Annotated in this window: 22 protein-coding genes; 15 read left to right on the forward strand and 7 right to left on the reverse strand. The window is 71.8% G+C overall.

The genetic code is table 11. The features are described 5' to 3' along the window. Positions 1–13: 13 nt before the first annotated feature. Complete coding sequence (locus EJC51_RS34600; protein WP_126274647.1) at positions 14–2,062, reverse strand: glycoside hydrolase family 31 protein; 2,049 nt, start codon at positions 2,060–2,062, stop codon at positions 14–16. Between the two features lie 80 nt (positions 2,063–2,142). Further along, a complete protein-coding gene (locus tag EJC51_RS34605) occupies positions 2,143–3,150 on the reverse strand; it encodes a LacI family DNA-binding transcriptional regulator (protein WP_126274648.1) in 1,008 nt (335 codons plus the stop codon). A gap of 317 nt (positions 3,151–3,467) precedes the next feature. Here EJC51_RS34605 and EJC51_RS34610 point away from each other — a divergent pair, with 317 nt between their 5' ends. From EJC51_RS34610 to EJC51_RS34640, 7 genes are all read left to right on the forward strand, one after another. After that, positions 3,468–5,399, forward strand: coding sequence for an acyl-CoA dehydrogenase family protein (locus EJC51_RS34610; RefSeq protein ID WP_126274649.1), 1,932 nt, complete (start codon positions 3,468–3,470; stop codon positions 5,397–5,399). Positions 5,400–5,486: 87 nt separating this feature from the next. Next, on the forward strand, positions 5,487–6,743 hold the full coding sequence (dxr, locus tag EJC51_RS34615; protein WP_126274650.1) for a 1-deoxy-D-xylulose-5-phosphate reductoisomerase: 1,257 nt from the start codon (positions 5,487–5,489) through the stop codon (positions 6,741–6,743). Positions 6,744–6,751: 8 nt separating this feature from the next. Next, a complete protein-coding gene (locus EJC51_RS34620) occupies positions 6,752–8,044 on the forward strand; it encodes a M50 family metallopeptidase (RefSeq protein WP_126277249.1) in 1,293 nt (430 codons plus the stop codon). Between the two features lie 170 nt (positions 8,045–8,214). Beyond that, positions 8,215–9,372 carry a flavodoxin-dependent (E)-4-hydroxy-3-methylbut-2-enyl-diphosphate synthase gene (gene ispG / locus EJC51_RS34625; protein ID WP_079310275.1) on the forward strand — a complete coding sequence of 386 codons (1,158 nt, stop codon included), beginning with the start codon at positions 8,215–8,217 and terminating at the stop codon, positions 9,370–9,372. 201 nt (positions 9,373–9,573) lie between these two features. Beyond that, positions 9,574–10,422 (forward strand): GNAT family N-acetyltransferase, encoded by an 849-nt coding sequence (locus EJC51_RS34630; RefSeq protein WP_126274651.1) that lies wholly within the window; start codon positions 9,574–9,576, stop codon positions 10,420–10,422. A gap of 52 nt (positions 10,423–10,474) precedes the next feature. After that, positions 10,475–11,044: a GNAT family N-acetyltransferase gene (locus EJC51_RS34635; RefSeq protein ID WP_126274652.1), complete on the forward strand. Its 570-nt coding sequence runs from the start codon at positions 10,475–10,477 to the stop codon at positions 11,042–11,044. A gap of 106 nt (positions 11,045–11,150) precedes the next feature. After that, positions 11,151–12,854: a proline--tRNA ligase gene (locus EJC51_RS34640; RefSeq protein WP_126274653.1), complete on the forward strand. Its 1,704-nt coding sequence runs from the start codon at positions 11,151–11,153 to the stop codon at positions 12,852–12,854. 114 nt (positions 12,855–12,968) lie between these two features. Here EJC51_RS34640 and EJC51_RS34645 read toward each other — a convergent pair whose 3' ends face one another. Together EJC51_RS34645 and EJC51_RS34650 are read right to left on the reverse strand one after the other, a co-directional pair. Next, positions 12,969–13,214: a hypothetical protein gene (locus tag EJC51_RS34645; RefSeq protein ID WP_126274654.1), complete on the reverse strand. Its 246-nt coding sequence runs from the start codon at positions 13,212–13,214 to the stop codon at positions 12,969–12,971. A 189-nt stretch (positions 13,215–13,403) separates the two neighbouring features. After that, positions 13,404–13,826 carry a helix-turn-helix domain-containing protein gene (locus EJC51_RS34650; RefSeq protein WP_126274655.1) on the reverse strand — a complete coding sequence of 141 codons (423 nt, stop codon included), beginning with the start codon at positions 13,824–13,826 and terminating at the stop codon, positions 13,404–13,406. Positions 13,827–14,053: 227 nt separating this feature from the next. Here EJC51_RS34650 and EJC51_RS34655 point away from each other — a divergent pair, with 227 nt between their 5' ends. The 4 genes from EJC51_RS34655 to EJC51_RS34670 are packed head-to-tail and all read left to right on the forward strand — an operon-like array spanning position 14,054 to position 17,790. Beyond that, positions 14,054–14,641, forward strand: a complete 588-nt coding sequence (locus EJC51_RS34655; RefSeq protein ID WP_126274656.1) for an RNA polymerase sigma factor — start codon at positions 14,054–14,056, stop codon at positions 14,639–14,641. Continuing rightward, positions 14,638–15,432 (forward strand): BN159_2729 family protein, encoded by a 795-nt coding sequence (locus EJC51_RS34660; protein ID WP_126274657.1) that lies wholly within the window; start codon positions 14,638–14,640, stop codon positions 15,430–15,432. The genes EJC51_RS34655 and EJC51_RS34660 overlap by 4 nt, the downstream gene beginning before the upstream one ends. Next, positions 15,429–17,096, forward strand: coding sequence for a WhiB family transcriptional regulator (locus tag EJC51_RS49630; protein WP_126274658.1), 1,668 nt, complete (start codon positions 15,429–15,431; stop codon positions 17,094–17,096). The genes EJC51_RS34660 and EJC51_RS49630 overlap by 4 nt, the downstream gene beginning before the upstream one ends. 28 nt (positions 17,097–17,124) lie before the next feature. Beyond that, a complete protein-coding gene (locus EJC51_RS34670; RefSeq protein ID WP_126274659.1) occupies positions 17,125–17,790 on the forward strand; it encodes a hypothetical protein in 666 nt (221 codons plus the stop codon). A 103-nt stretch (positions 17,791–17,893) separates the two neighbouring features. On the opposite strand, the gene EJC51_RS34675 is transcribed toward EJC51_RS34670, so the two are convergent. The 3 genes from EJC51_RS34675 to EJC51_RS34685 are packed head-to-tail and all read right to left on the reverse strand — an operon-like array spanning position 17,894 to position 19,805. Further along, positions 17,894–18,793: an aminoglycoside phosphotransferase family protein gene (locus tag EJC51_RS34675; protein ID WP_126274660.1), complete on the reverse strand. Its 900-nt coding sequence runs from the start codon at positions 18,791–18,793 to the stop codon at positions 17,894–17,896. Positions 18,794–18,819: 26 nt separating this feature from the next. Then, positions 18,820–19,287 carry a ferritin-like domain-containing protein gene (locus tag EJC51_RS34680; RefSeq protein ID WP_126274661.1) on the reverse strand — a complete coding sequence of 156 codons (468 nt, stop codon included), beginning with the start codon at positions 19,285–19,287 and terminating at the stop codon, positions 18,820–18,822. Continuing rightward, the gene (locus EJC51_RS34685) at positions 19,284–19,805 is read right to left on the reverse strand and encodes a hypothetical protein (protein ID WP_126274662.1); all 522 of its coding nucleotides are present in this window, start codon (positions 19,803–19,805) and stop codon (positions 19,284–19,286) included. The genes EJC51_RS34680 and EJC51_RS34685 overlap by 4 nt, the downstream gene beginning before the upstream one ends. Positions 19,806–20,021: 216 nt before the next feature. Between EJC51_RS34685 and rimP the strand changes: the two genes are divergently transcribed. From rimP to infB, 4 genes are all read left to right on the forward strand, one after another. After that, positions 20,022–20,519 (forward strand): ribosome maturation factor RimP, encoded by a 498-nt coding sequence (gene rimP / locus EJC51_RS34695; protein ID WP_126274663.1) that lies wholly within the window; start codon positions 20,022–20,024, stop codon positions 20,517–20,519. A gap of 2 nt (positions 20,520–20,521) precedes the next feature. After that, positions 20,522–21,514 (forward strand): transcription termination factor NusA, encoded by a 993-nt coding sequence (gene nusA / locus EJC51_RS34700; protein WP_126274664.1) that lies wholly within the window; start codon positions 20,522–20,524, stop codon positions 21,512–21,514. 97 nt (positions 21,515–21,611) lie between these two features. After that, positions 21,612–21,893, forward strand: a complete 282-nt coding sequence (locus EJC51_RS34705) for a YlxR family protein (protein WP_097269584.1) — start codon at positions 21,612–21,614, stop codon at positions 21,891–21,893. Positions 21,894–22,056: 163 nt separating this feature from the next. Further along, entirely contained in the window at positions 22,057–25,164 is a 3,108-nt protein-coding gene (infB, locus tag EJC51_RS34710) for a translation initiation factor IF-2 (protein ID WP_126274665.1), read from the forward strand. The last annotated feature ends 127 nt before the right edge of the window (positions 25,165–25,291 follow it).

Here is a 25,291-nt window from a genome sequence, read left to right on the forward strand (position 1 = left end):
GGCTGATCCGCGGCTACTCCGCTACGGGAAGCCGCGCCCCGTCCCGCAGGAACAGCGGGAGGCGGTCCAGCGGGGCGTCGACCGTCACGGTCGTGCCGCCCTCGTACGACGTGCCGGTCCACGCGTCCGTCCACGTCGCGCCCGCCGGGAGATAGGTCGTGCGGGCCGTCGCGCCCGCCGTCAGCACCGGCGCCACCAGCAGGTCCGCGCCGAAGAGATAGGCGTCGTCCACCGACCAGGCCGCCGGGTCGTCCGGGAACTCCAGGAACAGCGGCCGCATGGGCGGCAGGCCCTCCTCGTGGGCCTCGCGCATGACGTCCAGGACGTAGGGCTTCAGGCGCTCACGCAGCCGCAGGTACTTCTCCAGCACCGCCCCGGCCCGCTCGCCGTACGACCACACCTCGTTGGGGCCGCCGGTCATCTCCGGGCCCAGCGGCATGCCCGGGTCGCGGAAGCCGTGCAGCCGCATCAGCGGGGACAGCGCCCCGAACTGGAACCAGCGGACCATGACCTCCTGGTACGCCGGGTCGCTCGGGTCGCCGCCGTGGAAGCCGCCGATGTCGGTGTTCCACCAGGGGATGCCGGACAGCGCGGTGTTGAGGCCGGCCGCGATCTGGCGGCGCAGGGTCGGGAAGTCGGTGCCGATGTCACCGGACCACAGGGCGGCGCCGTAGCGCTGACTGCCCGCCCACGCCGAGCGGTTGAGGGTGATGACCTCCTCGCCCTCGGCGCTCAGCCCCTCGTGGAAGGTGCGGGCGTTGTCCGCCGGGTAGATGTTGCCGACCTCCAGGCCCGGGCCCGCCCAGTAGCGCAGGTTCTCCGCGAAACCGGGCTTCAGCTCGGGCTCGCAGGCGTCCAGCCAGAAGGCCGTGATGCCGTACGGGTCGAGGTAGTTCTCCTTGATCTTCGACCAGACGAACTGACGCGCCTCCGGGTTGGTGGCGTCGTAGAAGGCCACCTGGACCGTCGACGCCACCTCCTTGTCCGGCCAGTCCGCGTGGGCCATCGGCCCGTACTGCGTGCCGATGAAGTAGCCGCGCTGCTCCATCACCGGGTGGTTCTCGCTCAGCGGCGACACCGACGGCCAGACGGAGACGACGAGTTTGATGCCCAGCTCCGCCAACTCCCGCACCATCGCGGCCGGGTCGGGCCACTCCGCCGGGTCGAACTTCCACTCGCCGAGGTGGGTCCAGTGGAAGAAGTCGCACACGATCGCGGAGATCGGCAGCCCGCGCCGCTTGTACTCCCGTGCCACGCCCAGGAGTTCGTCCTGGGTGCGGTAGCGCAGCTTGCACTGCCAGAAGCCCGCCGCCCACTCCGGCAGCATCGGGGTGCGGCCGGTGACGGCGGAGTAGCGGCGCTGCCCGTCGGCCGGGGTGCCGGCCGTGATCCAGTAGTCGATCTGCCGGGCCGAGTCGGCCACCCAGCGGGTGCCGTTGTGGGCCAGCTCCACCCGGCCGATCGCCGGGTTGTTCCACAGCAGGGTGTAGCCCCGGCTGGACGTGAGCACCGGGATGCCGACCTCGGCGTTGCGCTGGACCAGGTCCACGACCAGGCCCTTCTGGTCGAAGCGGCCGTGCTGGTGCTGGCCGAGGCCGTACAGCTTCTCGTCGTCGTAGGCGGCGAACCGCTGCTCCAGACGGTGGTGGCCGTTGCCGACGGCGGTGTAGAGGCGTGAGCCCGGCCACCAGAAGTGGGCGCGGGCCTCGGCGAGCAGCTCGGCCGAGTCCTCGGTGCGCAGGAAGCGGATCAGGCCCTCGGCACTGACCTCGACGGTGAGCGCGCCGACCGTCAACCGCCCCTGCTCGTCCTCGATCTTGACGGTGGAGGAGGTGGCGGGGGCGTCGTCGAGCAGCGCGCCCGGCAGCCCCTCCAGGATCGGCCCGCCGAGCCGGGTCCGGACCCGGACCGCGTCCGGGCCCCAGGGCTCGATCCGTACGGTCTCCTGGCGGCCGCTCCACTCCAGCGCGCCGTCCCGCTCACGGAACGTGCCGACGGTCGGGGACGACTGCGCGAGGCTCACCGCGCCGGTCGGGGGCTGGTTTTCGGCAGGCTGAGTCACTTGAGGCGCTCCTGGGCTCCGAAACTCCTGGCGGAGTGGCAGACATGGGGGTGCCCCGGCAGGGGCGAACGCAAGAGGTGCTACGCCGGTACCGGGCCCGTGCTCGCCCGGACCGTCAACTCAGGGGTGATCAGGACGACTTCGTCGCTGCCGCGGCCGTCGAGCTTGGCCACCAGCCGCTCCACGGCGTTGCGGCCCATCTCCTGCGCGGGGATGGCGACCGAGGTCAGCCGCACCGAGGCCTGGGTGGCGACCTGGTCGGGACAGATCGCCACGACCGACACGTCCTCCGGGACGGCGCGGCCCTGCTGGCGCAGCAGGGCGAGCAGCGGCTCGACGGCCGACTCGTTCTGCACGACGAACCCGGTGGTGCCGGGGCGCTCGTCGAGGATGCGGGCGAGCGTCACGGCCATCGCGTCGTATCCGCCCTCGCACGGCCGGTGCAGCAGCCGTACGCCCAACTCCTGGGCCCGCGACCGCAGTCCGTCGAGGGTGCGCTCGGCGAAACCGGTGTGGCGTTCGTAGACCGCGGGGGCCTCGCCGATGACAGCGATGTCGCGGTGGCCGAGCATCGCGAGGTGCTCGACACACAGCGCGCCGGTCGCCCGGAAGTCGAGGTCGACGCAGGTCAGCCCGGAGGTGTCGGCGGGCAGGCCGATGAGGACGGACGGCTGGTCGGTGCCGCGCAGCAACGGCAGCCGCTCGTCGTCGAGTTCGACGTCCATCAGGATCATCGCGTCGGCGAGCCCGCTGCCGGTGACGCGGCGCACCGCGTCCGGGCCCTCCTCACCGGTCAGCAGCAGTACGTCGTACCCGTGCGTGCGGGCGGTGGTGGCGACGGCGATGGCGATCTCCATCATCACCGGCACGTACATGTCCGTCCGCAGCGGCACCATCAGCGCGATGATGTTGGACCTGTTGCTGGCCAGGGCGCGGGCGCCCGCGTTCGGGTGGTAGCCGAGCTCGCGGATGCTCTGCTCGACCCGCTGCCGGGTGGTCGTGGAGATGGACCGCTTGCCACTGAGGACATAGCTCACCGTGCTCGCCGAGACTCCGGCGTGCTGGGCGACCTCGGCGAGGGTGACCATCCAGCTCTCCAAGCTTTGTGAAGCGCTTCGACAGTGCGCGGGGTGAATATGGGCGGGTGAGATTGGTCCGACACTAGCTGTACCCGGGGTAGGTGTCCATAGGTTGTCGAAGCGCTTCGACATGGACTTGCCGCACCCTGTCCGGTGCGGTTCCGGGGTGCCGGTCTCCTCCTTACCATGGCCGATCGTGTCAACTTCGGCTGTCCGGCCGCGCGCCAGGGGTGGTGGGGTCGCCCGGGATCGGGTACATACGATCGAGTAGCACCGGTCGGTAACGAAAACGGTCCAAGATCCCGATTCGCGGCGAGGTGAGCCTCATGTCCGCCCCACCCAGCAAACCCACCGTCTCCGAACGTGAGGCCCGCGAGGTCGCCGAGGCGGCCCGGGAACAGGAGTGGCGCAAGCCCAGCTTCGCCAAGGAACTGTTCCTCGGTCGCTTCCGGCTCGACCTGGTCCACCCGCACCCCCTGCCGTCCGAGGAGGCCGCCCAGCGCGGCGAGGAGTTCCTCGCCAAGCTCCGCGACTTCTGCGAGACGAAGGTCGACGGCGCCCTCATCGAGCGCGAGGCCCAGATCCCCGACGAGGTCATCAACGGCCTCAAGGAACTCGGCGCCCTCGGCATGAAGATCGACACCAAGTACGGCGGGCTCGGCCTCACCCAGGTGTACTACAACAAGGCGCTCGCGCTGGCCGGCTCGGCCAGCCCCGCGATCGGCGTGCTGCTCTCCGCCCATCAGTCGATCGGCGTACCGCAGCCGCTGAAGCTGTTCGGCACGGACGAGCAGAAGGAGACGTTCCTGCCCCGGTGCGCCCGCACCGACATCAGCGCCTTCCTGCTCACCGAGCCCGACGTCGGCTCCGACCCGGCCCGCCTCGCCACCACCGCGGTCCCCGACGGTGACGACTACGTCCTCGACGGCGTGAAGCTCTGGACCACCAACGGCGTGGTCGCCGACCTCCTCGTCGTCATGGCCCGGGTGCCGAAGTCCGAGGACCACCGGGGCGGCATCACCGCGTTCGTCGTCGAGACCAACTCGCCCGGCATCACGGTCGAGAACCGCAACGCCTTCATGGGCCTGCGCGGCATCGAGAACGGCGTGACCCGCTTCCACCAGGTCAGGGTCCCGGCCGCGAACCGCATCGGCCCGGAAGGGGCGGGCCTGAAGATCGCGCTCACCACCCTCAACACCGGCCGGCTCTCCCTGCCCGCCTCCTGCGTGGCGGCCGGCAAGTGGTGCCTGAAGATCGCCCGCGAGTGGTCGGCGGCCCGCGAGCAGTGGGGCAAGCCCATCGCCCAGCACGAGGCGGTCGGCTCGAAGATCAGCTTCATCGCGGCCACCACCTTCGCCCTGGAGGCGGTCACGGACCTCGCCAGCCAGATGGCCGACGAGGACCGCAACGACATCCGCATCGAGGGCGCCCTGGCGAAGCTCTTCGCCTCCGAGCAGGCGTGGCTGATGGCCGACGAACTGGTGCAGATCCGCGGCGGCCGGGGCTTCGAGACGGCGGCGTCCCTCGCGGCCCGCGGCGAACGCGCGGTCCCGGCGGAGCAGGTCCTGCGCGACCTCCGCATCAACCGCATCTTCGAGGGCTCGACCGAGATCATGCACCTGCTGATCGCCCGCGAGGCGGTCGACGCCCACCTCTCGGTCGCGGGCGACCTGATCGACCCGGACAAGTCCCTGACGGACAAGGCGAAGGCGGGCGCCAACGCGGGCGTGTTCTACGCCAAGTGGCTCCCGAAACTGGTCGCGGGCCAGGGCCAGCTGCCGTACTCCTACAACGAGTTCAAACACGGTGTCGACCTCTCCGTCCACCTCCGCTACGTCGAGCGCACGGCCCGCAAACTCGCCCGCTCCACCTTCTACGCCATGTCCCGCTGGCAGGGCCGCATGGAGACCAAACAGAGCTTCCTGGGCCGGATCGTCGACATCGGAGCGGAGCTCTTCGCGATGAGCGCGGTCTGTGTCCGCGCCGAACTCCTGCGCACCACCGAGGCCCACGGCCGCGAGGCCTACCAACTGGCGGACGCCTTCTGCCGCCAGTCCCGCATCCGGATCGAGGAGCTCTTCGGCCGCCTGTGGACCAACACCGACGACCTGGACCGCAAGGTCGTCAAGGGCGTCATGTCCGGCACCTACGAGTGGCTGGAGGACGGCATCGTCGACCCCTCGGGCGAGGGCCCCTGGATCGCCGACGCCACACCGGGGGCCAGTGAGAAGGACAACGTCCACCGCCCCATCCGCTGACCCGCCCATGACACCGCGTCCCCCTCCTGTCCACCGTGAGGGGGACGCGCTGTCCTCACACACCGTCCTTACGGCAACAATGGGGGGATGAGTGACAGTCCAGCTCCCCTCGCGGATCCCCACCTCGTCTACGACCCCGTGGCGGGCGACGGCCCCAAGGATGTGGTGATCCTCGGCTCCACCGGCTCGATCGGCACCCAGGCCATCGACCTCGTCCTGCGCAACCCGGACCGCTTCCGGGTCACCGCGCTGTCCGCCAACGGTGGCCGGGTCTCCCTGCTCGCCGAGCAGGCCCACCGGCTCGGGGTGCGGACCGTCGCGGTCGCCCGCGAGGACGTCGTACCGGCACTGCGGGAGTCACTCGAGGCCCGGTACGGCACCGGTGAACCGCTCCCCGAGATCCTCGCCGGACCGGACGCGGCCGGCCAGGTCGCCGCCTCCGACTGCCACACCGTCCTCAACGGCATCACCGGCTCGATCGGCCTCGCCCCGACCCTCGCGGCCCTGGAGGCGGGCCGCACCCTCGCGCTCGCCAACAAGGAGTCGCTCATCGTCGGCGGCCCGCTGGTCAAGGCACTCGCCAAGCCGGGGCAGATCATCCCGGTCGACTCCGAGCACGCGGCCCTGTTCCAGGCCCTGGCGTCCGGGACGCGGGCCGACGTGCGCAAGCTGGTCGTCACCGCCTCCGGCGGCCCGTTCCGCGGCCGTACGAAGGACGAACTGGCGAACGTCAGCGTCGAGGACGCCCTCGCCCACCCCACCTGGGCCATGGGCCCGGTCATCACCATCAACTCCGCGACCCTCGTCAACAAGGGCCTGGAAGTCATCGAGGCGCACCTCCTCTACGACATTCCCTTCGACCGCATTGAGGTCGTCGTGCATCCCCAGTCGTATGTCCACTCGATGGTTGAGTTCACGGACGGATCGACAATCGCCCAGGCGACGCCCCCCGACATGCGCGGGCCGATCGCCATCGGCCTCGGCTGGCCCGAGCGCGTCCCCGACGCGGCCCCCGCCTTCGACTGGAGCAAGGCGTCGACGTGGGAGTTCTTCCCCCTCGACAACGACGCGTTTCCTTCGGTCAACCTTGCGCGGCACGTGGGGCAGCTCGCGGGCACGGCCCCGGCGGTGTTCAATGCCGCCAACGAGGAGTGCGTGGAGGCGTTCCGGGTCGGCGCGCTGCCCTTCAACGGGATCATGGAGACCGTGACGCGTGTCGTGGAGGAGCACGGCACGCCGGCCACGGGAACCTCGCTCACGGTGTCGGACGTCCTCGAAGCGGAGACCTGGGCCCGCACCCGGGCCCGGGAACTGGCGGCACAGACGGCGGAGGCCCGTGCATGACGACCCTGATGTTCATCCTCGGCATAGCGGTCTTCGCGTTCGGACTCCTGGTCTCGATCGCATGGCACGAGCTGGGCCACCTCTCCACGGCCAAGCTCTTCGGCATCCGCGTGCCCCAGTACATGGTCGGCTTCGGCCCGACCATCTGGTCGAGGAAGAAGGGCGACACGGAGTACGGCGTCAAGGCCATCCCCTTCGGCGGCTACATCCGCATGATCGGCATGTTCCCGCCCGGCCCGGACGGCCGCCTGGAGGCCCGCTCCACCTCACCCTGGCGCGGCATGATCGAGGACGCCCGCTCGGCCGCCTTCGAGGAACTCCAGCCCGGTGACGAGTCCCGCCTCTTCTACACGCGCAAGCCGTGGAAGCGCGTGATCGTCATGTTCGCGGGCCCGTTCATGAACCTGATCCTCGCGATCGGCCTGTTCCTGACGGTCCTGATGGGCTTCGGCATCCAGCAGCAGACCACCGACGTCGCCTCGGTCTCCCCGTGCGTGATCTCCCAGAGCGAGAACCGCGACACCTGCAAGAAGACCGACAAGGCCTCCCCGGCCGCGGCGGCCGGCATGAAGAAGGGCGACAGGATCGTCTCCTTCGCCGGGGTGCGGACGGACGACTGGAACACCCTCTCCGACCTCATCCGCGACAGCGCCGGCAAGACGGTCCCGATCGTCGTCGAGCGCGACGGCAAGCAGGTCCCCCTCACGGCCAAGATCGCCACCAACCTCGTCGCGAAGAAGGACTCCAGCGGGGCCTACGTCCAGGGCGAGTACGTCAAGGCCGGCTTCCTCGGCTTCAGCGCCGCCACCGGCGTCGTCAAACAGGACTTCGGCGAGTCGGTGACCTGGATGACGGACCGCGTCGGCGACGCCGTCGACTCCCTCGCCGCCCTGCCCTCCAAGATCCCGGCCCTGTGGGACGCCGCCTTCGGCGACGGCCCCCGCGAACCGGACTCCCCGATGGGCGTGGTCGGCGCGGCCAGGGTCGGCGGCGAGATCGCCACCCTCGACATCCCCGCGTCCCAGCAACTGGCGATGTTCGTGATGCTGCTGGCCGGCTTCAACCTCTCCCTGTTCCTGTTCAACATGCTCCCGCTGCTGCCGCTCGACGGCGGCCACATCGCGGGCGCCCTGTGGGAGTCGCTGCGCCGCAACCTGGCCAAGCTCTTCCGCCGCCCCGACCCGGGCCCGTTCGACGTGGCGAAGCTGATGCCGGTGGCCTACGTCGTGGCGGGCATCTTCATCTGCTTCACGGTCCTGGTCCTCATCGCGGACGTCGTCAACCCGGTGAGAATCTCCTAGCCATACGGCGTTCACGACGGCCCGGCACGCTGTGTGCCGGGCCGTCTTCGTTCGGGTGGCTCCGCGGGACGGATGTGCTCCGGCCCGCACGCGTGCCGTAATCTCGAAGCCTGGAGCCCACTGTTCCGTTGGCGCCGGACCTTGATCCACGACTTGGGGTTGCACAGCAGATGACTGCGATTTCTCTCGGCATGCCGTCCGTTCCGACCAGGGTTGCCGAGCGCCGCAAGAGCCGGCAGATCCAGGTCGGCACCGTCGCCGTCGGCGGCGACGCCCCGGTCTCCGTCCAGTCGATGACCACGACCCGTACGTCCGACATCGGCGCGACCCTCCAGCAGATCGCCGAGCTGACGGCGTCCGGCTGCCAGATCGTGCGCGTCGCCTGCCCGACCCAGGACGACGCCGACGCCCTGTCGACGATCGCGAAGAAGTCCCAGATCCCGGTCATCGCGGACATCCACTTCCAGCCCAAGTACGTCTTCGCCGCCATCGAGGCCGGCTGCGCCGCGGTCCGCGTCAACCCCGGCAACATCAAGCAGTTCGACGACAAGGTCAAGGAGATCGCGCGGGCCGCCAAGGACCACGGCACCCCGATCCGCATCGGCGTCAACGCCGGCTCCCTGGACCGCCGCCTGCTCCAGAAGTACGGCAAGGCCACCCCCGAGGCCCTTGTCGAGTCCGCCCTCTGGGAGGCCTCGCTCTTCGAGGAGCACGACTTCCGGGACATCAAGATCTCGGTGAAGCACAACGACCCGGTCGTCATGATCGAGGCGTACAAGCAGCTCGCCGCCCAGTGCGACTACCCCCTCCACCTCGGCGTGACGGAGGCGGGCCCGGCGTTCCAGGGCACGATCAAGTCCGCCGTCGCCTTCGGCGCCCTCCTCTCCCAGGGCATCGGCGACACGATCCGCGTGTCCCTCTCGGCCCCGCCGGTCGAGGAGGTCAAGGTCGGCAACCAGATCCTGGAGTCCCTCAACCTCAAGCAGCGCGGCCTGGAGATCGTCTCCTGCCCGTCCTGCGGCCGCGCCCAGGTCGACGTCTACAAGCTGGCCGAGGAGGTCACGGCCGGCCTGACCGGCATGGAGGTCCCCCTCCGCGTCGCCGTCATGGGCTGCGTCGTCAACGGCCCCGGCGAGGCCCGCGAGGCCGACCTCGGCGTCGCCTCCGGCAACGGCAAGGGCCAGATCTTCGTCAAGGGCGAGGTCATCAAGACCGTCCCGGAGTCGAAGATCGTCGAAACCCTGATCGAGGAAGCCATGAAGCTGGCCGAGCAGATGGAGGCGGACGGGGTGGCGTCGGGCGAGCCGTCGGTGGCGGTCGCCGGCTGAAAGGCCTTTAGGGGCGCGGGGAACTGCGCGACCAGCCCCCACGCCCCCGCAGCCGCAAACGCCCCACTGCCCCCCGAGCTCTTAGGCGACGGCACCGAAACGCCGGGTACCTCATAGCGACCGGCATCACAGGGCGACGCTGCTCAGCTTCCGCAGGTACAGTGCGGAGATCAGCGCAGTCACCAGTGTGAGGCCCCGCCCGTGTTGACCCAGACGACCTCCCGGGTCCTCGAACCGAGCGACCTGGACGCCGCGCTCGCCGTCCTCGACCGCGAGCCGGTCGCGAACGCCTTCGTGACAAGCCGCGTACAGGTCGCCGGCCTCGACCCCTGGCGGCTCGGCGGCGAGATGTGGGGCTGGTACGAGGACGGCCTGCTGACCTCCCTCTGCTATGCCGGCGCCAACCTGGTCCCCATCTGCGCCACCCCGCGAGCGGTCCGCGCCTTCGCCGACCGCGCCCGGCGCGCGGGCCGCCGCTGCTCCTCGATCGTCGGCCCCGCCGAACCCACCGCGGAACTGTGGCGCCTGCTGGAACCCAGCTGGGGCCCGGCCCGTGACGTCCGCGCCCACCAGCCCCTGATGGTCACCGACCGGCTCTCCGCCGACGTCGCCCCCGATCCGTACGTCCGCCGCATCCGCAAGGACGAGATGGAGACGATCATGCCGGCGTGCGTGGCGATGTTCACCGAGGAGGTCGGCGTCTCCCCGATGGCGGGCGACGGCGGGCTCCTCTACCAGGCGCGGGTCGCCGAACTCGTGGGCTCCGGCCGCTCGTTCGCCCGCCTCGACGCCGACGGCAAGGTCGTCTTCAAGGCGGAGATCGGCGCCGCGACGGACCGCGCCTGCCAGATCCAGGGCGTGTGGGTGGCCCCCGAATACCGGGGCCAGGGTTACGCGGCCCCCGGCATGTCGGCGGTCCTGCGCTACGCCCTCGCGGACGTGGCGCCGGTGGTCAGCCTGTACGTGAACGACTTCAACACGGCGGCGCGGCGGACGTACCGGCGCGTGGGCTTCGAAGAGGTCGGCGCGTTCATGAGCGTCCTGTTCTGAAACCCTCGAAGTGCCCGGCGTCGTCCGGCGAACCGCCCTGTACGCTCCCCACATGCGATTCCCCGGTCACGGACACCGCCGCCACCCCGACGACGACATCGTGATCGGCCCGCTGGATCTCTCCGCCCGCGTCGACGAGGCCCTCGCGGTCCAGGCCGTCGCCTTCGGTCTCGGCGCGGACGAGGTCGCCGTACGACGCCAGATCGTCCTGCGCCACATGACGTACCCGGGCGCACGGGCCCTCGGCGCCACCGTGGCCGGCCGTCTCGTGGGTTTCGTCTACGGCATGCCCAACGACCGCACCCACTGGTGGTCCACGGTCGTGGAGCCGTACCTCCGTGCCCAGGGCCACGAGACCTGGCTGGACGACTCCTTCGTGATCACGGAGCTGCACGTCCACCCGCACCACCAGAACCACGGCATCGGCCGCTCCCTGATCACCACGATCACCGACAGCGCCGCCGAACCCCGCTCGATCCTCTCCGCGATCGACACCGACAGCCCGGCCCGCGGTCTCTACCACTCCCTCGGCTACCAGGACCTCGCCCGCCAGGTCCTCTTCCCGAGCGCCCCGAAGCCGTACGCCGTGATGGGCGCCCCCTTGCCATTGCGGCGCCGATAACCGATTTCCGCCACCGCCGGACCCCCGGCTAACCTCCTGCCATCACCTCCCCCACTCTCGGCTTCGCTCGAGCGGGGGGACCCCCACCGGCAGGAGTACGAGAACCATGGCCAACGCACCGGTCCAGCGCATGTCCCAGTTGATGGCGAAGACGCTGCGCGACGACCCGGCGGACGCCGAGGTCCTCAGCCACAAGCTCCTCGTCCGCGCCGGCTACGTCCGCCGCACCGCCGCCGGAATCTGGAGCTGGCTGCCCCTCGGCAAGAAGGTGCTCGCCAACGTCGAGCGCATCGTGCGTGAGGAGATGGACGCCATCGGCGCCCAGGAGGTGCTGCTCCCCGCCCTGCTGCCGAGGGAGCCGTACGAGGCGACCGGCCGCTGGGACGAGTACGGCGCCGAGCTCTTCCGCCTCCAGGACCGCAAGGGCGGCGACTACCTCCTCGGCCCCACCCACGAGGAGATCTTCACCCTGCTGGTGAAGGACCAGGCGTCCTCCTACAAGGACCTGCCGGTCATCCTCTACCAGATCCAGCACAAGTACCGTGACGAGGCCCGCCCCCGCGCCGGCATCCTGCGCGGCCGCGAGTTCCTCATGAAGGACTCGTACTCCTTCGACACCGAGGACGAGGGCCTGGCCCGGTCCTACGCCCTGCACCGCCAGGCCTACCAGCGCGTCTTCGAGCGCCTCGGCCTCGACTACCGCATCTGTGCCGCGACCGCCGGCGCGATGGGCGGCTCGAAGTCCGAGGAGTTCCTCGCCCCGGCCGGCGCCGGCGAGGACACCTTCGCCGACTGCCCCAACTGCGACTTCGCGGCCAACACCGAGGCGATCACGTACGAGCTGAAGCCGGTGGACGCCACCGGCGTGCCCGCCGCCGAGGACATCCCGACCCCGGACACCCCCACCATCGAGACCCTCGCCGCCTCCCTCGGCGTCCAGGCCTCCGACACCCTGAAGAACCTGCTGGTGAAGGTCGACGGCGAGATCGTCGCCGTCGGTGTCCCGGGCGACCGCGAGGTCGACATGGACAAGGTCGAGGCGCACTTCGCCCCGGCGGTCGTCGAGATGGTCACCGAGGCCGACTTCGCGGGCCGCCCGGACCTGGTCCGCGGTTACGTCGGTCCGCAGGGCCTGGGGGAGAAGGTCAAGTACATCGCCGACCCGCGCGTGGCCCCCGGCACCGCCTGGATCACCGGCGCCAACAAGCCCGACACGCACGCCAAGAACGTCGTCGCGGGCCGTGACTTCGAGGTCGCCGAGTACGTCGACGTCGTGGTCGTGCAGGACGGCGACCCGTGCCCCAAGTGCGGCACCGGCCTCGTCCTGGACCGCGCGATCGAGATCGGCCACATCTTCCAGCTGGGCCGCAAGTACGCGGACGCGCTGAAGCTCGACGTCCTCGGCCAGCACGGCAAGCCGGTCCGCGTGACCATGGGCTCCTACGGCATCGGCGTCTCCCGCGCCGTCGCCGCCCTCGCCGAGCAGACCGCCGACGAGCAGGGCCTGTGCTGGCCGGCCGAGGTCGCCCCGGCCGACGTCCACGTGGTCGCGGCGGGCAAGGCCCTCCAGACGGAGCTGGCCCTGGAGGTCTCCGAGAAGCTGCGCGCCGCGGGCCTGCGCGCCCTGGTCGACGACCGGGCGGGCGTCTCCCCGGGCGTGAAGTTCACGGACGCCGAGCTCATCGGCGTACCGAAGATCCTCGTCGCGGGCCGCCGGTCCGCCGAGGGCGTCCTGGAGCTGAAGGACCGCAAGACCGGTGAGCGCGAGGAGCTGACGGTGGACGAGGCGATCGCCCGCCTGTCCGCCTGACCCGCCTTCCGTCCGGCCCGTCCCCTGCCCGGCACTCCCGCCGGGCAGGGGACGGGCCGACGCGAATCCGGGGCGGTCCGACGCGGGTCCGGGACGTGGGTGGGATCGCCCCGGTCAGCCGGCTTCCGCTCCGTGGACGCAGGCGAACAGCTCCCGGGGAAGCTCCACACGCATCCCGCAGAAGCAGCGCAGCGGGCCGCCGCGGGAAGCGGGGGCGCCGAGATCGACGATGAGGATGTCCGCCACCTCCCGCAGCGCCTCACCCGTGGGCGCACCTCGGGAGACTCGGATGCTGACCTCGTCCGAGTCCCAGACCGCGATGTTCGCCAGACCGTCGGTTACGGCAATGTGGACGCACACAACTGTCTCCCCAGGAAAGCGCTACGGCATGAGCGTTCCGCTCCGGGAGGCCAGCGGCTGACTGATGGTACCGACGGCGGCCGGATGCATGCACTGTTTCGGCATATTCACCCGTCGCATCCGGACCGTGCGTCACAACCGGCGGATGTCGGCGCGACCGGCCGGACAGCCGGTCGCGCGGCGCTGGCCTCACACGATGCGACTGACCTGAAGCATCGCCTCGGCGTCCTTCAGTAGTGCGCGCTGACGTGCCTCCGGCAATTGCCGGTAGAGCTTCAGGAGCCGGGCCTCGCGCTCGTCCCCGCTGGGGCCCGGCACGGGGCGGCCGACCGCCTCGAAGAACTCCTTCGGCGTCGTGCGGACGCCCCAGCGCCGGAACACCTCGACCAGGACACGGAGTTTCTCCGGGTCGATGCGTGAGGTGCCGCGGGTGCGGTTCATCCAGGCGTTGAGCGTCGGGTAGGCGATACCGGTCTCCGCCGCCAGGTCCTTCTGGGTCCTGTCCGGCACCTGTGCCAGCAGACGTTCGAGCAGGGCCGCCAGATCCTCGTCACGGCGCGGCGGGTCCTGGCCGGTCTCGGGGGATGCTGGGCGGCTCGCCTCGTTCGTCACGTCTCCGAGGATCGGTCATCGTTATCTACAAGCGCAAGTAGATCGCAGATCGGGCCTGTGGCGGTCCGGTGTGCACGGCTTGACTCTCCCGTCACAGAAGCACCTTGACACGATCTACATCTACATGAAGACTGCGGAGCGTCTCCGGAATCTACATCTACATGGATAACGAAGATGCGGAGCCTGTCGCCCCGCACCTCTGCACCGATGCCGACGGGAGAGCGATCATGTCGTTACCGGCCCACCCCATCGTCGAGGCCACCCCGGAACCCGAACTGGTCACGCGTGCTCGCGCCGGGGACCGTGAGGCGTTCGCCGCGCTGTACCACCAGCACTACCGCGTCGTGTACGGCTTCCTCCTCGTCCGGACGCGCAACAGACATCTGGCGGAGGACCTGACCCAGGAGGCGTTCGTCCGCGCCCTGCGCCGGATCGACGGCTTCACCTGGCAGGGGGTCGCCTTCGCCGGCTGGCTCACCACCATCGCCAAGAACCTCTGGCTCGACGAACTCGGCCGTGGCCGGACCCGATGGGAGACCCCGGTAGGGGAGTTCGACGACCCCCGCGGGCCGGGCTCCGGTACCGGAGGCCCGGTCGCGCGTGAGCTGGAGGCCGTGGAGGCCCGGGAGACGGTCCGCGCCGCCTTGAAGACCCTGAATGCCCGTCAGCGGCACTGCGTGGAGCTGCGTTACCTGGACGAACTCACCCCGCAGGAAACGGCGTTGGTGACGGGACAGACGGTCGGAGCCGTACGCACGCTCACCTGCCGGGCCCTGCTGAAGCTGCGCTGGTCCATCGAGGCGGTGTCCGTGTGAACAGCAACCTCACCCATGCCGCCGGCGTGATCCGCGCCGTCCTGGGGTCCGTCCCGCCGGAACAGGCGGTGGCCGTCGCCCACGCGCTCGACTGCGCGAGGCTGCTCGTCGACCCCCGTCGCCCGCCGGGCACCCTCCTGTACCGCACACCCGGCGGAGGCTGGTCCCGCTTCCCGCGTCCACTGACCGAGCTGGAGCGCAAGGCCCTGGACTGGGACGCCGCCTGTGCGCGGGCGCGCGGCGTCGCCCAGGTCATCGGGCGCCATCTCGCCGGCCATCTGAACCCCGCCGACATCCGCGTCGACGGCGACCGGGTACGGGTCGTGCTCCGCGTCGACGGGCCCACGCAGTGGACCCGCTGGCGCGCCTACTTCGGCATCACGATCGTCGGCGAGGGCACCCGCCCGCACACCGTGATCGGCGAGGGGATGCGGGACGGCGTGCGGGTGACGGTGGTGGCCCACGGAGCCGCGGCGACCCTGCCCTCCGCAGCGCCCACCGCACCGGCCCGCCCCTTCCGGCTCGGCGACAAGGTCTACGACCTGGCCCTCCCGCTGCGCGACGGGCACGGGGACGTCTGGTACTTCCAGGGGTGCAGACGCCAGGACGGCATGCCGCTGATGTCCGTGGACGGCCGGCCCGAGCGCTGCTCCCTGGCCAACGTGGCGGCCCACCTGGGCCCGCTGACACCGGTACGGACCCTGCCCCCGGACGACGCTGACCCCGCCGCGTCGTCGCTCGCCCCCGTACCGGCGCCACCGGCGTACGGACCGGCGGGACCGGTCCGATGAACCTGCGCACACCCACCGCCGAGACCTGGGCGGACGCGGGCTCGCGGGCCTGGGAGACACGCGCGGCCTGCCGGGGGCAGGACGCCGACCTGTGGTTCACCCAGCGGTACACGTCCACGGCGCTGGCGATCTGCGCGGCCTGCCCGGTGCTCGATCCGTGCCGGGCCGCGGTGCTCCACAGGGAGCGAAGCCTGCCGCGCTGCGACCGCCAGGGCATCATCGCCGGCCTGACGGGCGCCCAACGCCACGCCCTGGCCCAGACGCCGGACCACCTGCCACACCAGCACACCCCACCGGACGACGAGGCGCCGACGCCCACGCGCTCGACGGGACCCTCCCACGGGTCGCCCCCGGGGAGCCGCAGGCAACGAGGGTCCGGGGCCCCGGCCGAACGGTCACCCGGGGCGGTTGCGGGGGCGCCGCGCGGGGAGGTCGCGGTGCCTCGGTCCGGGGAGGTTGCGGTGCCTCGGTCCGGGGAGGCTGGGGGGTCGCGGTCCGGGGAGGTTGTGGGGTCGCCGCCCGGCGAGGCTGGAGGGTCGCGGTCCGGGGAGGTCGCGGGGGCGCCGCCAGGGGAGGCCGGGGTGTCGGGGGCCCGGGAGGCGGCGGGGTTGCCGCGCGGGGAGGTCGCGGTGCCGCGGTCCCGAGAAGTCGCGGGGTCGCCGCCGGGAGAGGCCGGGGGGTCGCGGCCCAGGGAGGTCGCAGGGTTGCCGCCCGGGGAGGCCGGGGCCGTCGCGGGCAGGAGGACGGGCGGTACCGCTGCGTCACACGTCGGGTGGCCCGGCGGTGACCGGAGGTTGGGGCCCGACGGAGGACCCCGCGGTCGACCCGCCGGGCGCGCGAGCGCCGTTCCGGGTAGGGGACCGTCGCCGCTGTCCCGCGAGGAGCCCGCCCGTTCAGCCGGGCCGACCGGCGACGCAGGGAGTGTTCGGCCTGCCAGCCGTTCCTACGGGCCGGTCACGGGTGGCGCAGGGTGCGTCTGGCCCGCTGCCCCTCCTCCTGGGGCCGTCGCAGGCGCACGGTCCGTCCAGGCCGCCGCTCCTCCTTCCGGGCCGGTCACGGGCTCACGGCCCGCCGCCCCTCCCCGAACGGCCACCGACCCACCGTCCATCCGGGCCGGAGACCCCACGGGTGGGCGGAACTGCGACAGCGACCCGGCGGCCGAGCCAAACCGGGCCGGAGACCTCACGGGCGGGCGGTATGGCGACGGAGACTTCACGGGCGGGCGATACCGCGACGGCGACCCGGCGGCCGGGCGGAACCGCTACGGAGACCTCACGGCCGGGCGGAACCGCGACAGCGACCCGGCGGCCGGGCGGAACCGGGCCGACGACCCGGCGGCCGGGCGCAACCGGGCCGGAGACCCCACGGGCGGGCGAAGCCGAGGCGGCGACGCCGCCGCCGAGCAGCCCCCACGGCCCGAGACGACACCGTCCGGCGACGGGCCGTATGAGCGCGGTGCCCCGAGTCCGAGGCCCCGTCTCGCGCCCTGCGGGACCCGGGCCGCCTACCAACGGCACCTGCGTCGGGGCGAGTTCGTCGACGAGGCGTGTCGGGACGCCAATGCCCGCGGTGCCGGTCGGTACCGGCGCACCGGATCCACCCGCGACCGTACCGACGAGACCCGCTCCCGTGCGGCCGCCCCCGCGACCGACGCCCCGTGCTGAGACCTGTTCACCGTCACCGGAGTACCTGATGTCCACGCCCCCTCCGATCACCCCGCACGAGGAACACGAGGAACACGAGGAACACGAGGAACACGAGGAACACGAGGAAAAGGACGCCCGCGGTCCAGGGGCGCCCGGCTCGCTGGGGCGGGCGGCCGCCGCCCTGCGTCGTGCCCTGCGCTCCGGCCGCGTGCCCCGCCCCGAGCAGCGCGACCTGGACGACTGCCGACGGGAACGCGACCGCTGGCAGCGTCACGCCGACTCCTACGAGCGGGAGCTGACCCGCGTCCGGCTCGACCACGCACACCTGCTCGCCTGGCTGGCCGCGCTGCACCCCGCGAGCGCCGTCCTCGCCCCCGACAGCGAGGCCGGCCCCGACGGCGTCCACCAACTGCGCATCGAGGCCGGCGGGCGGCAACTGTCCTGGCGGCTGCACCCGGCCGACCTCCCGCTCTTCGCCCACACCCCGTACGCACCGCACGCCCTCGCCGCGGACGGCCCCCCGGCCCCCGACCAGGCGGCCCATCTGCGCCGTCACACCCGGCTACTGGCACTGGAGGGAGCACTGCTCACCGAGCCCGCCCAGCCCGCCGCACCCGCCCAGCTCACCGAGTCCACCGAACTCATCGCAACGGCCACCACGGCCACCGAACCCACCGCAACGGCCCCCACCCACCCGCCGCCATCCCCATGAGACTCCGGTCGGCAGGCTCGGGAGGCACGTCGGCCGGACCCATCACGCCCCCCTGCGACGACCCTCGGCAGGGGGGCGTGCTCCCGTCTGCGCGGCGGCCCGGCTACAACCAGCCCGCGAACTCCAGCAACAGCTCCGCGTCCTGAGGCCGACCGACCCTGAGCGCCCGCACCCCGGACTCCACGGCCCGGAACAGGGTCCACCCCCGCAGCCGCTCCTGGTCCACGTCCAACGACTCCGCGAGGCGCTTCACCCGCCGCCGGGTGATCGAAGCCCCCGAGGGCGAGGCGATCAGATCCTCCACCCGGTCCCGCACCAGCCGGGCCAGGTCGAACGCGCACTCACCCACCACCGGATCCGGCCCCACCGCCAACCACGGCGTCCGCTCCGCGGCCAGCACCTTGCTCTGCCGGAACGTGCCGTGCAGCAGCCGCTCCTCGGGCGGCGCGGCGAGCAGCTCCTCCCGGGCGCCGACCGCGGCGGAGACCAGCGGTCCGACCTCGGCCCGTTCCGACGCGGTCGCCCGCATCGCCTGCGCCTGCCGTCCCGTCCGCTCGGCCACGGTCTCGAACACGTGCCCGGCGGGCGGCTCGACCCACAGCCGCCGCAAGGTACCGGCCGCCTCCAGCAGCGCCTTCGCCTCCGGCAGCGACCGCACCGACACATCGGGATGCAACCGCTCAAGGAGCAGCACACCCTCACCCGCGTAGGGCTCCAGCAGCTGTACGGCCCCCAGCCCGTCCCAGTGCGTCAGCGCCGCCCGCTCGGCCTCCGGCCGGAACCGCGGCGGGGCGAGCTTGAGCACGGCGGGGGTACCGTCGGCACGCCGGACCAGCACGACCAGGCTGCTGCGACCGCCCGGCACCTGTACCCGCTCCACGGTCAACTCGCGTAGCGCGACGGCCTGCTGAGCCGCCTCGGGCAGCTTCTCCAACCAGTCGTCACCGTCAGGTGCCGTCTCACCGAGCGCCCTGACCAGACGCTGCGGCGGTTCGAAAGCCATACCCGAGTTCTTCCTTCCCGTACGTGTTACGCCGTGGGAGTCGGCCTGGCCGTGGCCGGCGCCGCCCGCTCGGCGAGACCAGGGAAGGCTACGCTCTCCCCGCGCCAGCGCACCGCCCGCACCGCCGCCTCCCGCAGTGCCTCCGCGGCCATGGAGCGCCGCCCGTCCACGCTTGCCCGGACGAGGTCGGAGTACACCCCGGCGACCCGGTCCTCCAGCTCGGCGGCCAGCCGTACGGCCGCCTCCGAGTCCGGCACCGGGAACGGCAGCGCGTATCCGGCCGCCGCCGCGACCGGCTTGCCGCCCAGGTCCCGCACCTCCCGGACCAGCAGGTCACGCCGGGCGCGATGGGCGTCGTAGGCGGAACGCGCCTCGGTGCGCCGGCCCTCGCGGATGCGGCCGCCGACCACGCCGTAGCCGTACACGGCCGCGTGCTCGGCCGCCAAGGCCGCCTGGAGCGCGGTCAGGGTCCGCTTCTCGTCCTCGTCGCTCACTTGGCCCCCTCCTTCAGCAGATATGCGTGCGCCGCCCCGGCCGCGGCCACCGACGCCAGCAGCCGGGCCAGCTCGCCCGGCACCTCCAGCAGCGCCTTCGCGCGCGCGTCCGCGAGCGCCCGCTCGGCGTCGGCGAGCTCGACGAGGGCGTCCTTCTCACTCACCGGCGCGGTGGCCGAGGGCGACGGCCGCGACATCGTGGGGGAGGCCGCGGTGACGGTTCCTCCGAAGGCCTCCACATGCCGTACGGCCGCCTCCCGCAGCGGTGTCAGCCGCTCCGCCAGGGTCGGATACGCGGCGAGGACGGCGTCGTACCGCTCGACGATCCCCCTGCTGTCCCGCGCCGCACGCGTGCGTGCCCGCTCGGTGACCGACGGGCTGCCTCCGGTGCTCTCCTCGGCGTCCGAGTCGTCGGACCCGGAGGAGCAGCCCACCAGGAGGGCGGCGCCGGCGGCCGAGGCGAGGAGGGTTCTTCTGCGCGGCCCCGAGGGGGTGCGCGGCGGCAGGGGGTACGGCACGGCAGACGTCCTCGGGGGCTCGTACGAACACACGGGCGGGAAGGGCGGCCCCGCCCGTGATCACGGTACCCGCGCACCGGTCCGCGGCCACTCATCGGCACCGTTCGCGGGCCCCTGGGGGCGCACGATGGACGGCAACAGTCCTTCGGACCGGATACCCTTTGACCAGACACGCGACCTTCCCACAACAGCACACGCGGCCGAGGAGTCACCCGGATGAGCACCACCCAGAGCGAGAGGCTGCGAGAGCTCCTGGAACCGCTCGTCACCTCCCAGGGACTGGATCTCGAAGAGATCGAAGTGGACTCCGTCGGACGAAAGCGCGTGCTGCGTGTCGTCGTCGACTCCGACCAGGGCGCCGATCTGGACGCCATCGCCGATGTGAGCCGCGCGCTCTCGGCGAAGCTCGACGAGACGGACGCGATGGGCGAGGGCGAGTACACCCTCGAGGTCGGCACCCCGGGCGCGGAGCGCCTCCTCACCGAGCACCGGCACTACACCCGTGCCGTCGACCGGCTGGTGAAGTTCCAGCTGGCCGAGGGCGGGGAACTGGTCGCCCGGATCCTCGAGGTCGACGACGACGGCCTGGACGTCGAGGTCCCCGGAGTGAAGGGCCGCAAGGCGACCAGCCGCAGGCTCGGCTTCGCCGAGATCGACAAGGCGCGCGTCCAGGTCGAGTTCAACCGCAAGGACAAGAAGGAAGAGGAGGCGTAGCCGTGGACATCGACATGAGTGCCCTGCGGGGCTTGGTACGGGAGAAGGAGATCTCCTTCGACCTGTTGGTCGAGGCGATCGAGTCGGCCCTCCTCATCGCCTACCACCGCACCGAGGGAAGCCACCGCCACGCGCGCGTGCGCCTCGACCGGGATTCCGGCCATGTGGTCGTGTGGGCGAAGGAAGACCCCGAGGACCTCGAAGAGGGCCAGGAGCCCCGAGAGTTCGACGACACCCCGTCCGACTTCGGCCGTATCGCCGCCACCACCGCCAAGCAGGTCATCCTGCAGCGGCTGCGCGACGCCGAGGACGACGCGACGCTCGGCGAGTACGCCGGGCGCGAGGGCGACATCGTCACCGGCGTGGTCCAGCAGGGCCGCGACCCGAAGAACGTGCTGGTCGACATCGGCAAGCTGGAGGCCATCCTGCCGGTGCAGGAGCAGGTCCCCGGCGAGTCCTACCAGCACGGCATGCGGCTGCGGTCGTACGTCGTACGCGTGGCGAAGGGCGTGCGCGGTCCGTCCGTCACCCTGTCGCGCACCCACCCCAACCTGGTGAAGAAGCTCTTCGCGCTGGAGGTGCCGGAGATCGCCGACGGGTCCGTCGAGATCGCCGCCATCGCGCGTGAGGCCGGTCACCGTACGAAGATCGCGGTGCGGTCCACCCGCAGCGGCCTCAACGCCAAGGGCGCCTGCATCGGCCCCATGGGCGGCCGGGTGCGCAATGTCATGGGTGAGCTGAACGGCGAGAAGATCGACATCGTCGACTGGTCGGACGACCCGGCCGAGATGGTGGCGAACGCGCTGTCCCCGGCCCGTGTCTCCAAGGTGGAGGTCGTGGACCTCGCGGCCCGCTCCGCGCGCGTGACCGTGCCGGACTACCAGCTGTCCCTGGCGATCGGCAAGGAAGGGCAGAACGCCCGGCTTGCGGCCCGCCTGACCGGCTGGCGGATCGACATCCGTCCGGACACCGAGCAGCCCGCCGAGCAGGACTGAGGAATAGATCCAAGCCGCGGTTGGCTTAGATCACGACAACAACCGTTCGATTCCTGCCCCAAAGGGGTGAGGTCGGTACGGGGAGGTAGACTTAGCAGTGTCTGGCCGGACGCACGCCCGCGCATGCCCTGAACGCACCTGTGTGGGGTGCAGGCAGCGAGCGGCCAAGACCGATCTGCTGCGCACCGTGGCGATCAAGGACGCATGCGTCCCCGATCCAAGCGGTACGCTGCCCGGCCGGGGCGCCTATGTGCACCCCGCCCTGGTCTGTCTCGACCAGGCGGTCCGCCGCCGGGCGTTCACGCGGGCGCTGCGCGCCCCGGGAGCGCTCGACGTAAAGGCGTTGCGCCAGTACGTCGAGCAGACAGACAGTTGCTGAGCAGGCAACACCGCAAGGAGTGTCGTACGGAACCCCCGTGCGGCCCTGGTACCCCGCGAGTTGGAAGTAGGTCGAGATTGCGATGAGCACTCGATGAGCACGCGATGAGTACGCCCATGAAGTAGCGACGGTCCGGACGCAACCCGGACCTAAAAGGAGCGAAGTGGCTAAGGTCCGGGTATACGAACTCGCCAAGGAGTTCGGGGTTGAGAGCAAGGTCGTCATGGCCAAGCTCCAGGAACTCGGTGAATTCGTCCGTTCGGCGTCTTCGACCATCGAAGCGCCCGTCGTCCGTAAGTTGACGGACGCCCTCCAGCAGGGCAACGGAGGCGGCAAGCCCGCCCCGCGCAAGGCTGCCCCGGCGAAGCCGGCAGCCCCCTCTCCGGCGCAGGCTGCCCGTCCGGCCGCCCCGCGCCCGCCGGCCCCCAAGCCGGCCGCCGCCGAGACGCCCGCGGCTCCCGCCGCGCCGGCTGCTCCCGGCCCCCGTCCGGGTCCGAAGCCCGCGCCGCGCCCCGCGCCGGCGTCTCCGGCTCCGACCACCCCCGAGTTCACGGCGCCCCCGTCGGCCCCCGCCGCACCGGCTCCCGCGCAGGGCTCCGGCCCGCGTCCGGGTGCCCCGCGTCCGGCCGGCCAGCAGGCCCCGCGTCCGGGTGCCCGCCCCGGCGGCCCCGCACAGGGCGGCCAGGGTCGTGGTGACCGTCCCGCTCCCGGCGCCCAGCGTCCGGGTGGCCAGGCGCCGCGTCCCGGTGCCCGTCCGGCCGGTCCCCGTCCGGGCAACAACCCCTTCACCTCTGGTGGCTCCACCGGCATGGCGCGCCCGCAGGCGCCCCGTCCGGGCGGTGCCCCGCGACCCGGCGGCCCCGGTGCCCCCGGTGAGCGTCCCGGCGGCGCCCCGCGTCCGCAGGGCCAGGGCGGTCCCCGTCCCCAGGGCGCGGCGGGCGGTCCCCGTCCGCAGGCTCCGGGTGGCGCGCGTCCGACCCCGGGCGGCATGCCTCGTCCGCAGGGCGGCCCGCGTCCCGGCGGCGGCCCCGGCGGCCCGCGTCCCAACCCCGGCATGATGCCGCAGCGTCCCGCTGCCGGCCCGCGTCCCGGCGGCGGTGGCCCCGGTGGCCGTGGTCCCGGTGGCGCCGGTCGTCCCGGTGGCGGCGGCGGTCGTCCGGGTGGCGGCGGCGGCTTCGCCGGTCGTCCCGGTGGCGGCGGTGGCGGCTTCGCCGGTCGTCCCGGTGGTCCCGGTGGCGGTGGCGGCGGCTTCGCCGGTCGTCCCGGTGGTCCGGGTGCCGGTGCGGGCGGCGGCGGTCGTCCCGGCTTCGGCGGTCGTCCCGGTGGTCCGGGTGGCCGTGGTGGCACGCAGGGCGCCTTCGGTCGCCCCGGCGGTCCCGCGCGTCGCGGTCGCAAGTCGAAGCGGCAGAGGCGCCAGGAGTACGAGGCCATGCAGGCCCCGTCGGTCGGCGGCGTGATGCTGCCTCGCGGCAACGGCGAGACCGTTCGCCTGTCGCGCGGTGCCTCGCTCACCGACTTCGCCGAGAAGATCAACGCCAACCCGGCGTCGCTCGTCGCGGTCATGATGAACCTCGGCGAGATGGTCACGGCCACGCAGTCCGTCTCCGACGAGACGCTCCAGCTCCTCGCCGACGAGATGAACTACACGGTTCAGATCGTCAGCCCGGAGGAGGAGGACCGCGAGCTGCTCGAGTCCTTCGACATCGAGTTCGGCGAGGACGAGGGCGACGAGGAGGACCTGGTGGTCCGCCCGCCGGTCGTCACCGTCATGGGTCACGTCGACCACGGAAAGACCCGACTGCTCGACGCCATCCGCAAGACGAACGTCATCGCGGGCGAGGCCGGCGGCATCACCCAGCACATCGGTGCCTACCAGGTCTCGACCGAGGTCAACGACGAAGAGCGCAAGATCACCTTCATCGACACCCCGGGTCACGAGGCGTTCACCGCCATGCGTGCCCGTGGTGCGCGGTCGACGGACATCGCGATCCTCGTCGTCGCGGCCAACGACGGCGTCATGCCGCAGACGGTCGAGGCGCTGAACCACGCCAAGGCGGCCGACGTGCCGATCGTCGTCGCGGTCAACAAGATCGACGTCGAGGGCGCCGACCCGACCAAGGTGCGCGGTCAGCTCACCGAGTACGGGCTGGTGGCCGAGGAGTACGGCGGCGACACGATGTTCGTCGACATCTCCGCCAAGCAGGGTCTGCACATCGACTCCCTGCTGGAGGCCGTGATCCTCACCGCCGATGCCTCGCTCGACCTGCGGGCCAACCCGCACCAGGACGCGCAGGGCATCTCGATCGAGTCCCGTCTCGACCGCGGCCGTGGTGCCGTGTCGACGGTCCTCGTCCAGCGCGGCACGCTGCGGGTCGGCGACACCATGGTGGTCGGCGACGCGTACGGCCGAGTCCGGGCGATGCACGACGACAACGGCAACAGCGTGGCCGAGGCCGGCCCGTCGACGCCGGTCCAGGTCCTGGGCCTGACCAACGTCCCGGGTGCGGGCGACAACTTCCTGGTGGTCGACGAGGACCGTACGGCCCGTCAGATCGCCGAGAAGCGCGCCGCCCGTGAGCGCAACGCCGCGTTCGCCAAGCGCACGCGCCGCGTCTCCCTCGAGGACCTGGACAAGGTGCTCAAGGCCGGCGAGGTCCAGCAGCTCAACCTCATCATCAAGGGTGACGCTTCTGGTTCCGTCGAGGCGCTCGAGTCCTCCCTGCTCCAGCTGGACGTCGGCGAAGAGGTCGACATCCGCGTCCTGCACCGCGGCGTCGGTGCGGTCACGGAGTCGGACATCGACCTGGCGATGGGCTCCGACGCCATCGTGATCGGCTTCAACGTCCGCGCGGCCGGCCGCGCGGCGCAGATGGCCGAGCGCGAGGGCGTGGACGTCCGGTACTACTCGGTCATCTACCAGGCGATCGAGGAGATCGAGGCGGCCCTCAAGGGCATGCTCAAGCCGGAGTACGAAGAGGTCGAGCTCGGTACGGCGGAGATCCGCGAGGTCTTCAAGTCGTCCAAGCTGGGCAACATCGCCGGTGTCCTCATCCGCTCGGGCGAGGTCAAGCGCAACACCAAGGCGCGCCTCATCCGCGACGGCAAGGTGGTCGCGGAGAACCTCAACATCGAGGGTCTGCGTCGCTTCAAGGACGACGTCACCGAGATCCGCGAAGGCTACGAGGGTGGTATCAACCTCGGAAACTTCAACGACATCAAGGTCGACGACGTCATCGCGACGTACGAGATGCGCGAGAAGCCGCGCGTCTGACCGTCACAGCACGCGATCGGGGCCGATCGGCGGGGAAGTTCCTCCACGGAATTTCCGTCGATCGGCCCCGGCCGTTGCGTGTACGGTTCCCGTATCGGCGTCCAAGCGCGGCGCCCGTACCCCGAAC

It is taken from the genome of Streptomyces aquilus, assembly GCF_003955715.1.
In the GTDB taxonomy this organism is placed as follows: Bacteria; Actinomycetota; Actinomycetes; order Streptomycetales; family Streptomycetaceae; genus Streptomyces; species Streptomyces aquilus.

Bases quoted from the DNA above. Each gene is read 5' to 3' on its own strand.
- EJC51_RS34605 (WP_126274648.1), bottom strand. From the start codon at position 3,150: ATGGTCACCCTCGCCGAGGTCGCCCAGCACGCCGGAGTCTCGGCGAGC.
- EJC51_RS34610 (WP_126274649.1), top strand. From the start codon at position 3,468: ATGTCCGCCCCACCCAGCAAACCCACCGTCTCCGAACGTGAGGCCCGC.
- dxr (WP_126274650.1), top strand. From the start codon at position 5,487: ATGAGTGACAGTCCAGCTCCCCTCGCGGATCCCCACCTCGTCTACGAC.
- EJC51_RS34620 (WP_126277249.1), top strand. From the start codon at position 6,752: ATGTTCATCCTCGGCATAGCGGTCTTCGCGTTCGGACTCCTGGTCTCG.
- ispG (WP_079310275.1), top strand. From the start codon at position 8,215: ATGACTGCGATTTCTCTCGGCATGCCGTCCGTTCCGACCAGGGTTGCC.
- EJC51_RS34635 (WP_126274652.1), top strand. From the start codon at position 10,475: ATGCGATTCCCCGGTCACGGACACCGCCGCCACCCCGACGACGACATC.
- EJC51_RS34640 (WP_126274653.1), top strand. From the start codon at position 11,151: ATGGCCAACGCACCGGTCCAGCGCATGTCCCAGTTGATGGCGAAGACG.
- EJC51_RS34655 (WP_126274656.1), top strand. From the start codon at position 14,054: ATGTCGTTACCGGCCCACCCCATCGTCGAGGCCACCCCGGAACCCGAA.
- EJC51_RS49630 (WP_126274658.1), top strand. From the start codon at position 15,429: ATGAACCTGCGCACACCCACCGCCGAGACCTGGGCGGACGCGGGCTCG.
- EJC51_RS34670 (WP_126274659.1), top strand. From the start codon at position 17,125: ATGTCCACGCCCCCTCCGATCACCCCGCACGAGGAACACGAGGAACAC.
- EJC51_RS34675 (WP_126274660.1), bottom strand. From the start codon at position 18,793: ATGGCTTTCGAACCGCCGCAGCGTCTGGTCAGGGCGCTCGGTGAGACG.
- rimP (WP_126274663.1), top strand. From the start codon at position 20,022: ATGAGCACCACCCAGAGCGAGAGGCTGCGAGAGCTCCTGGAACCGCTC.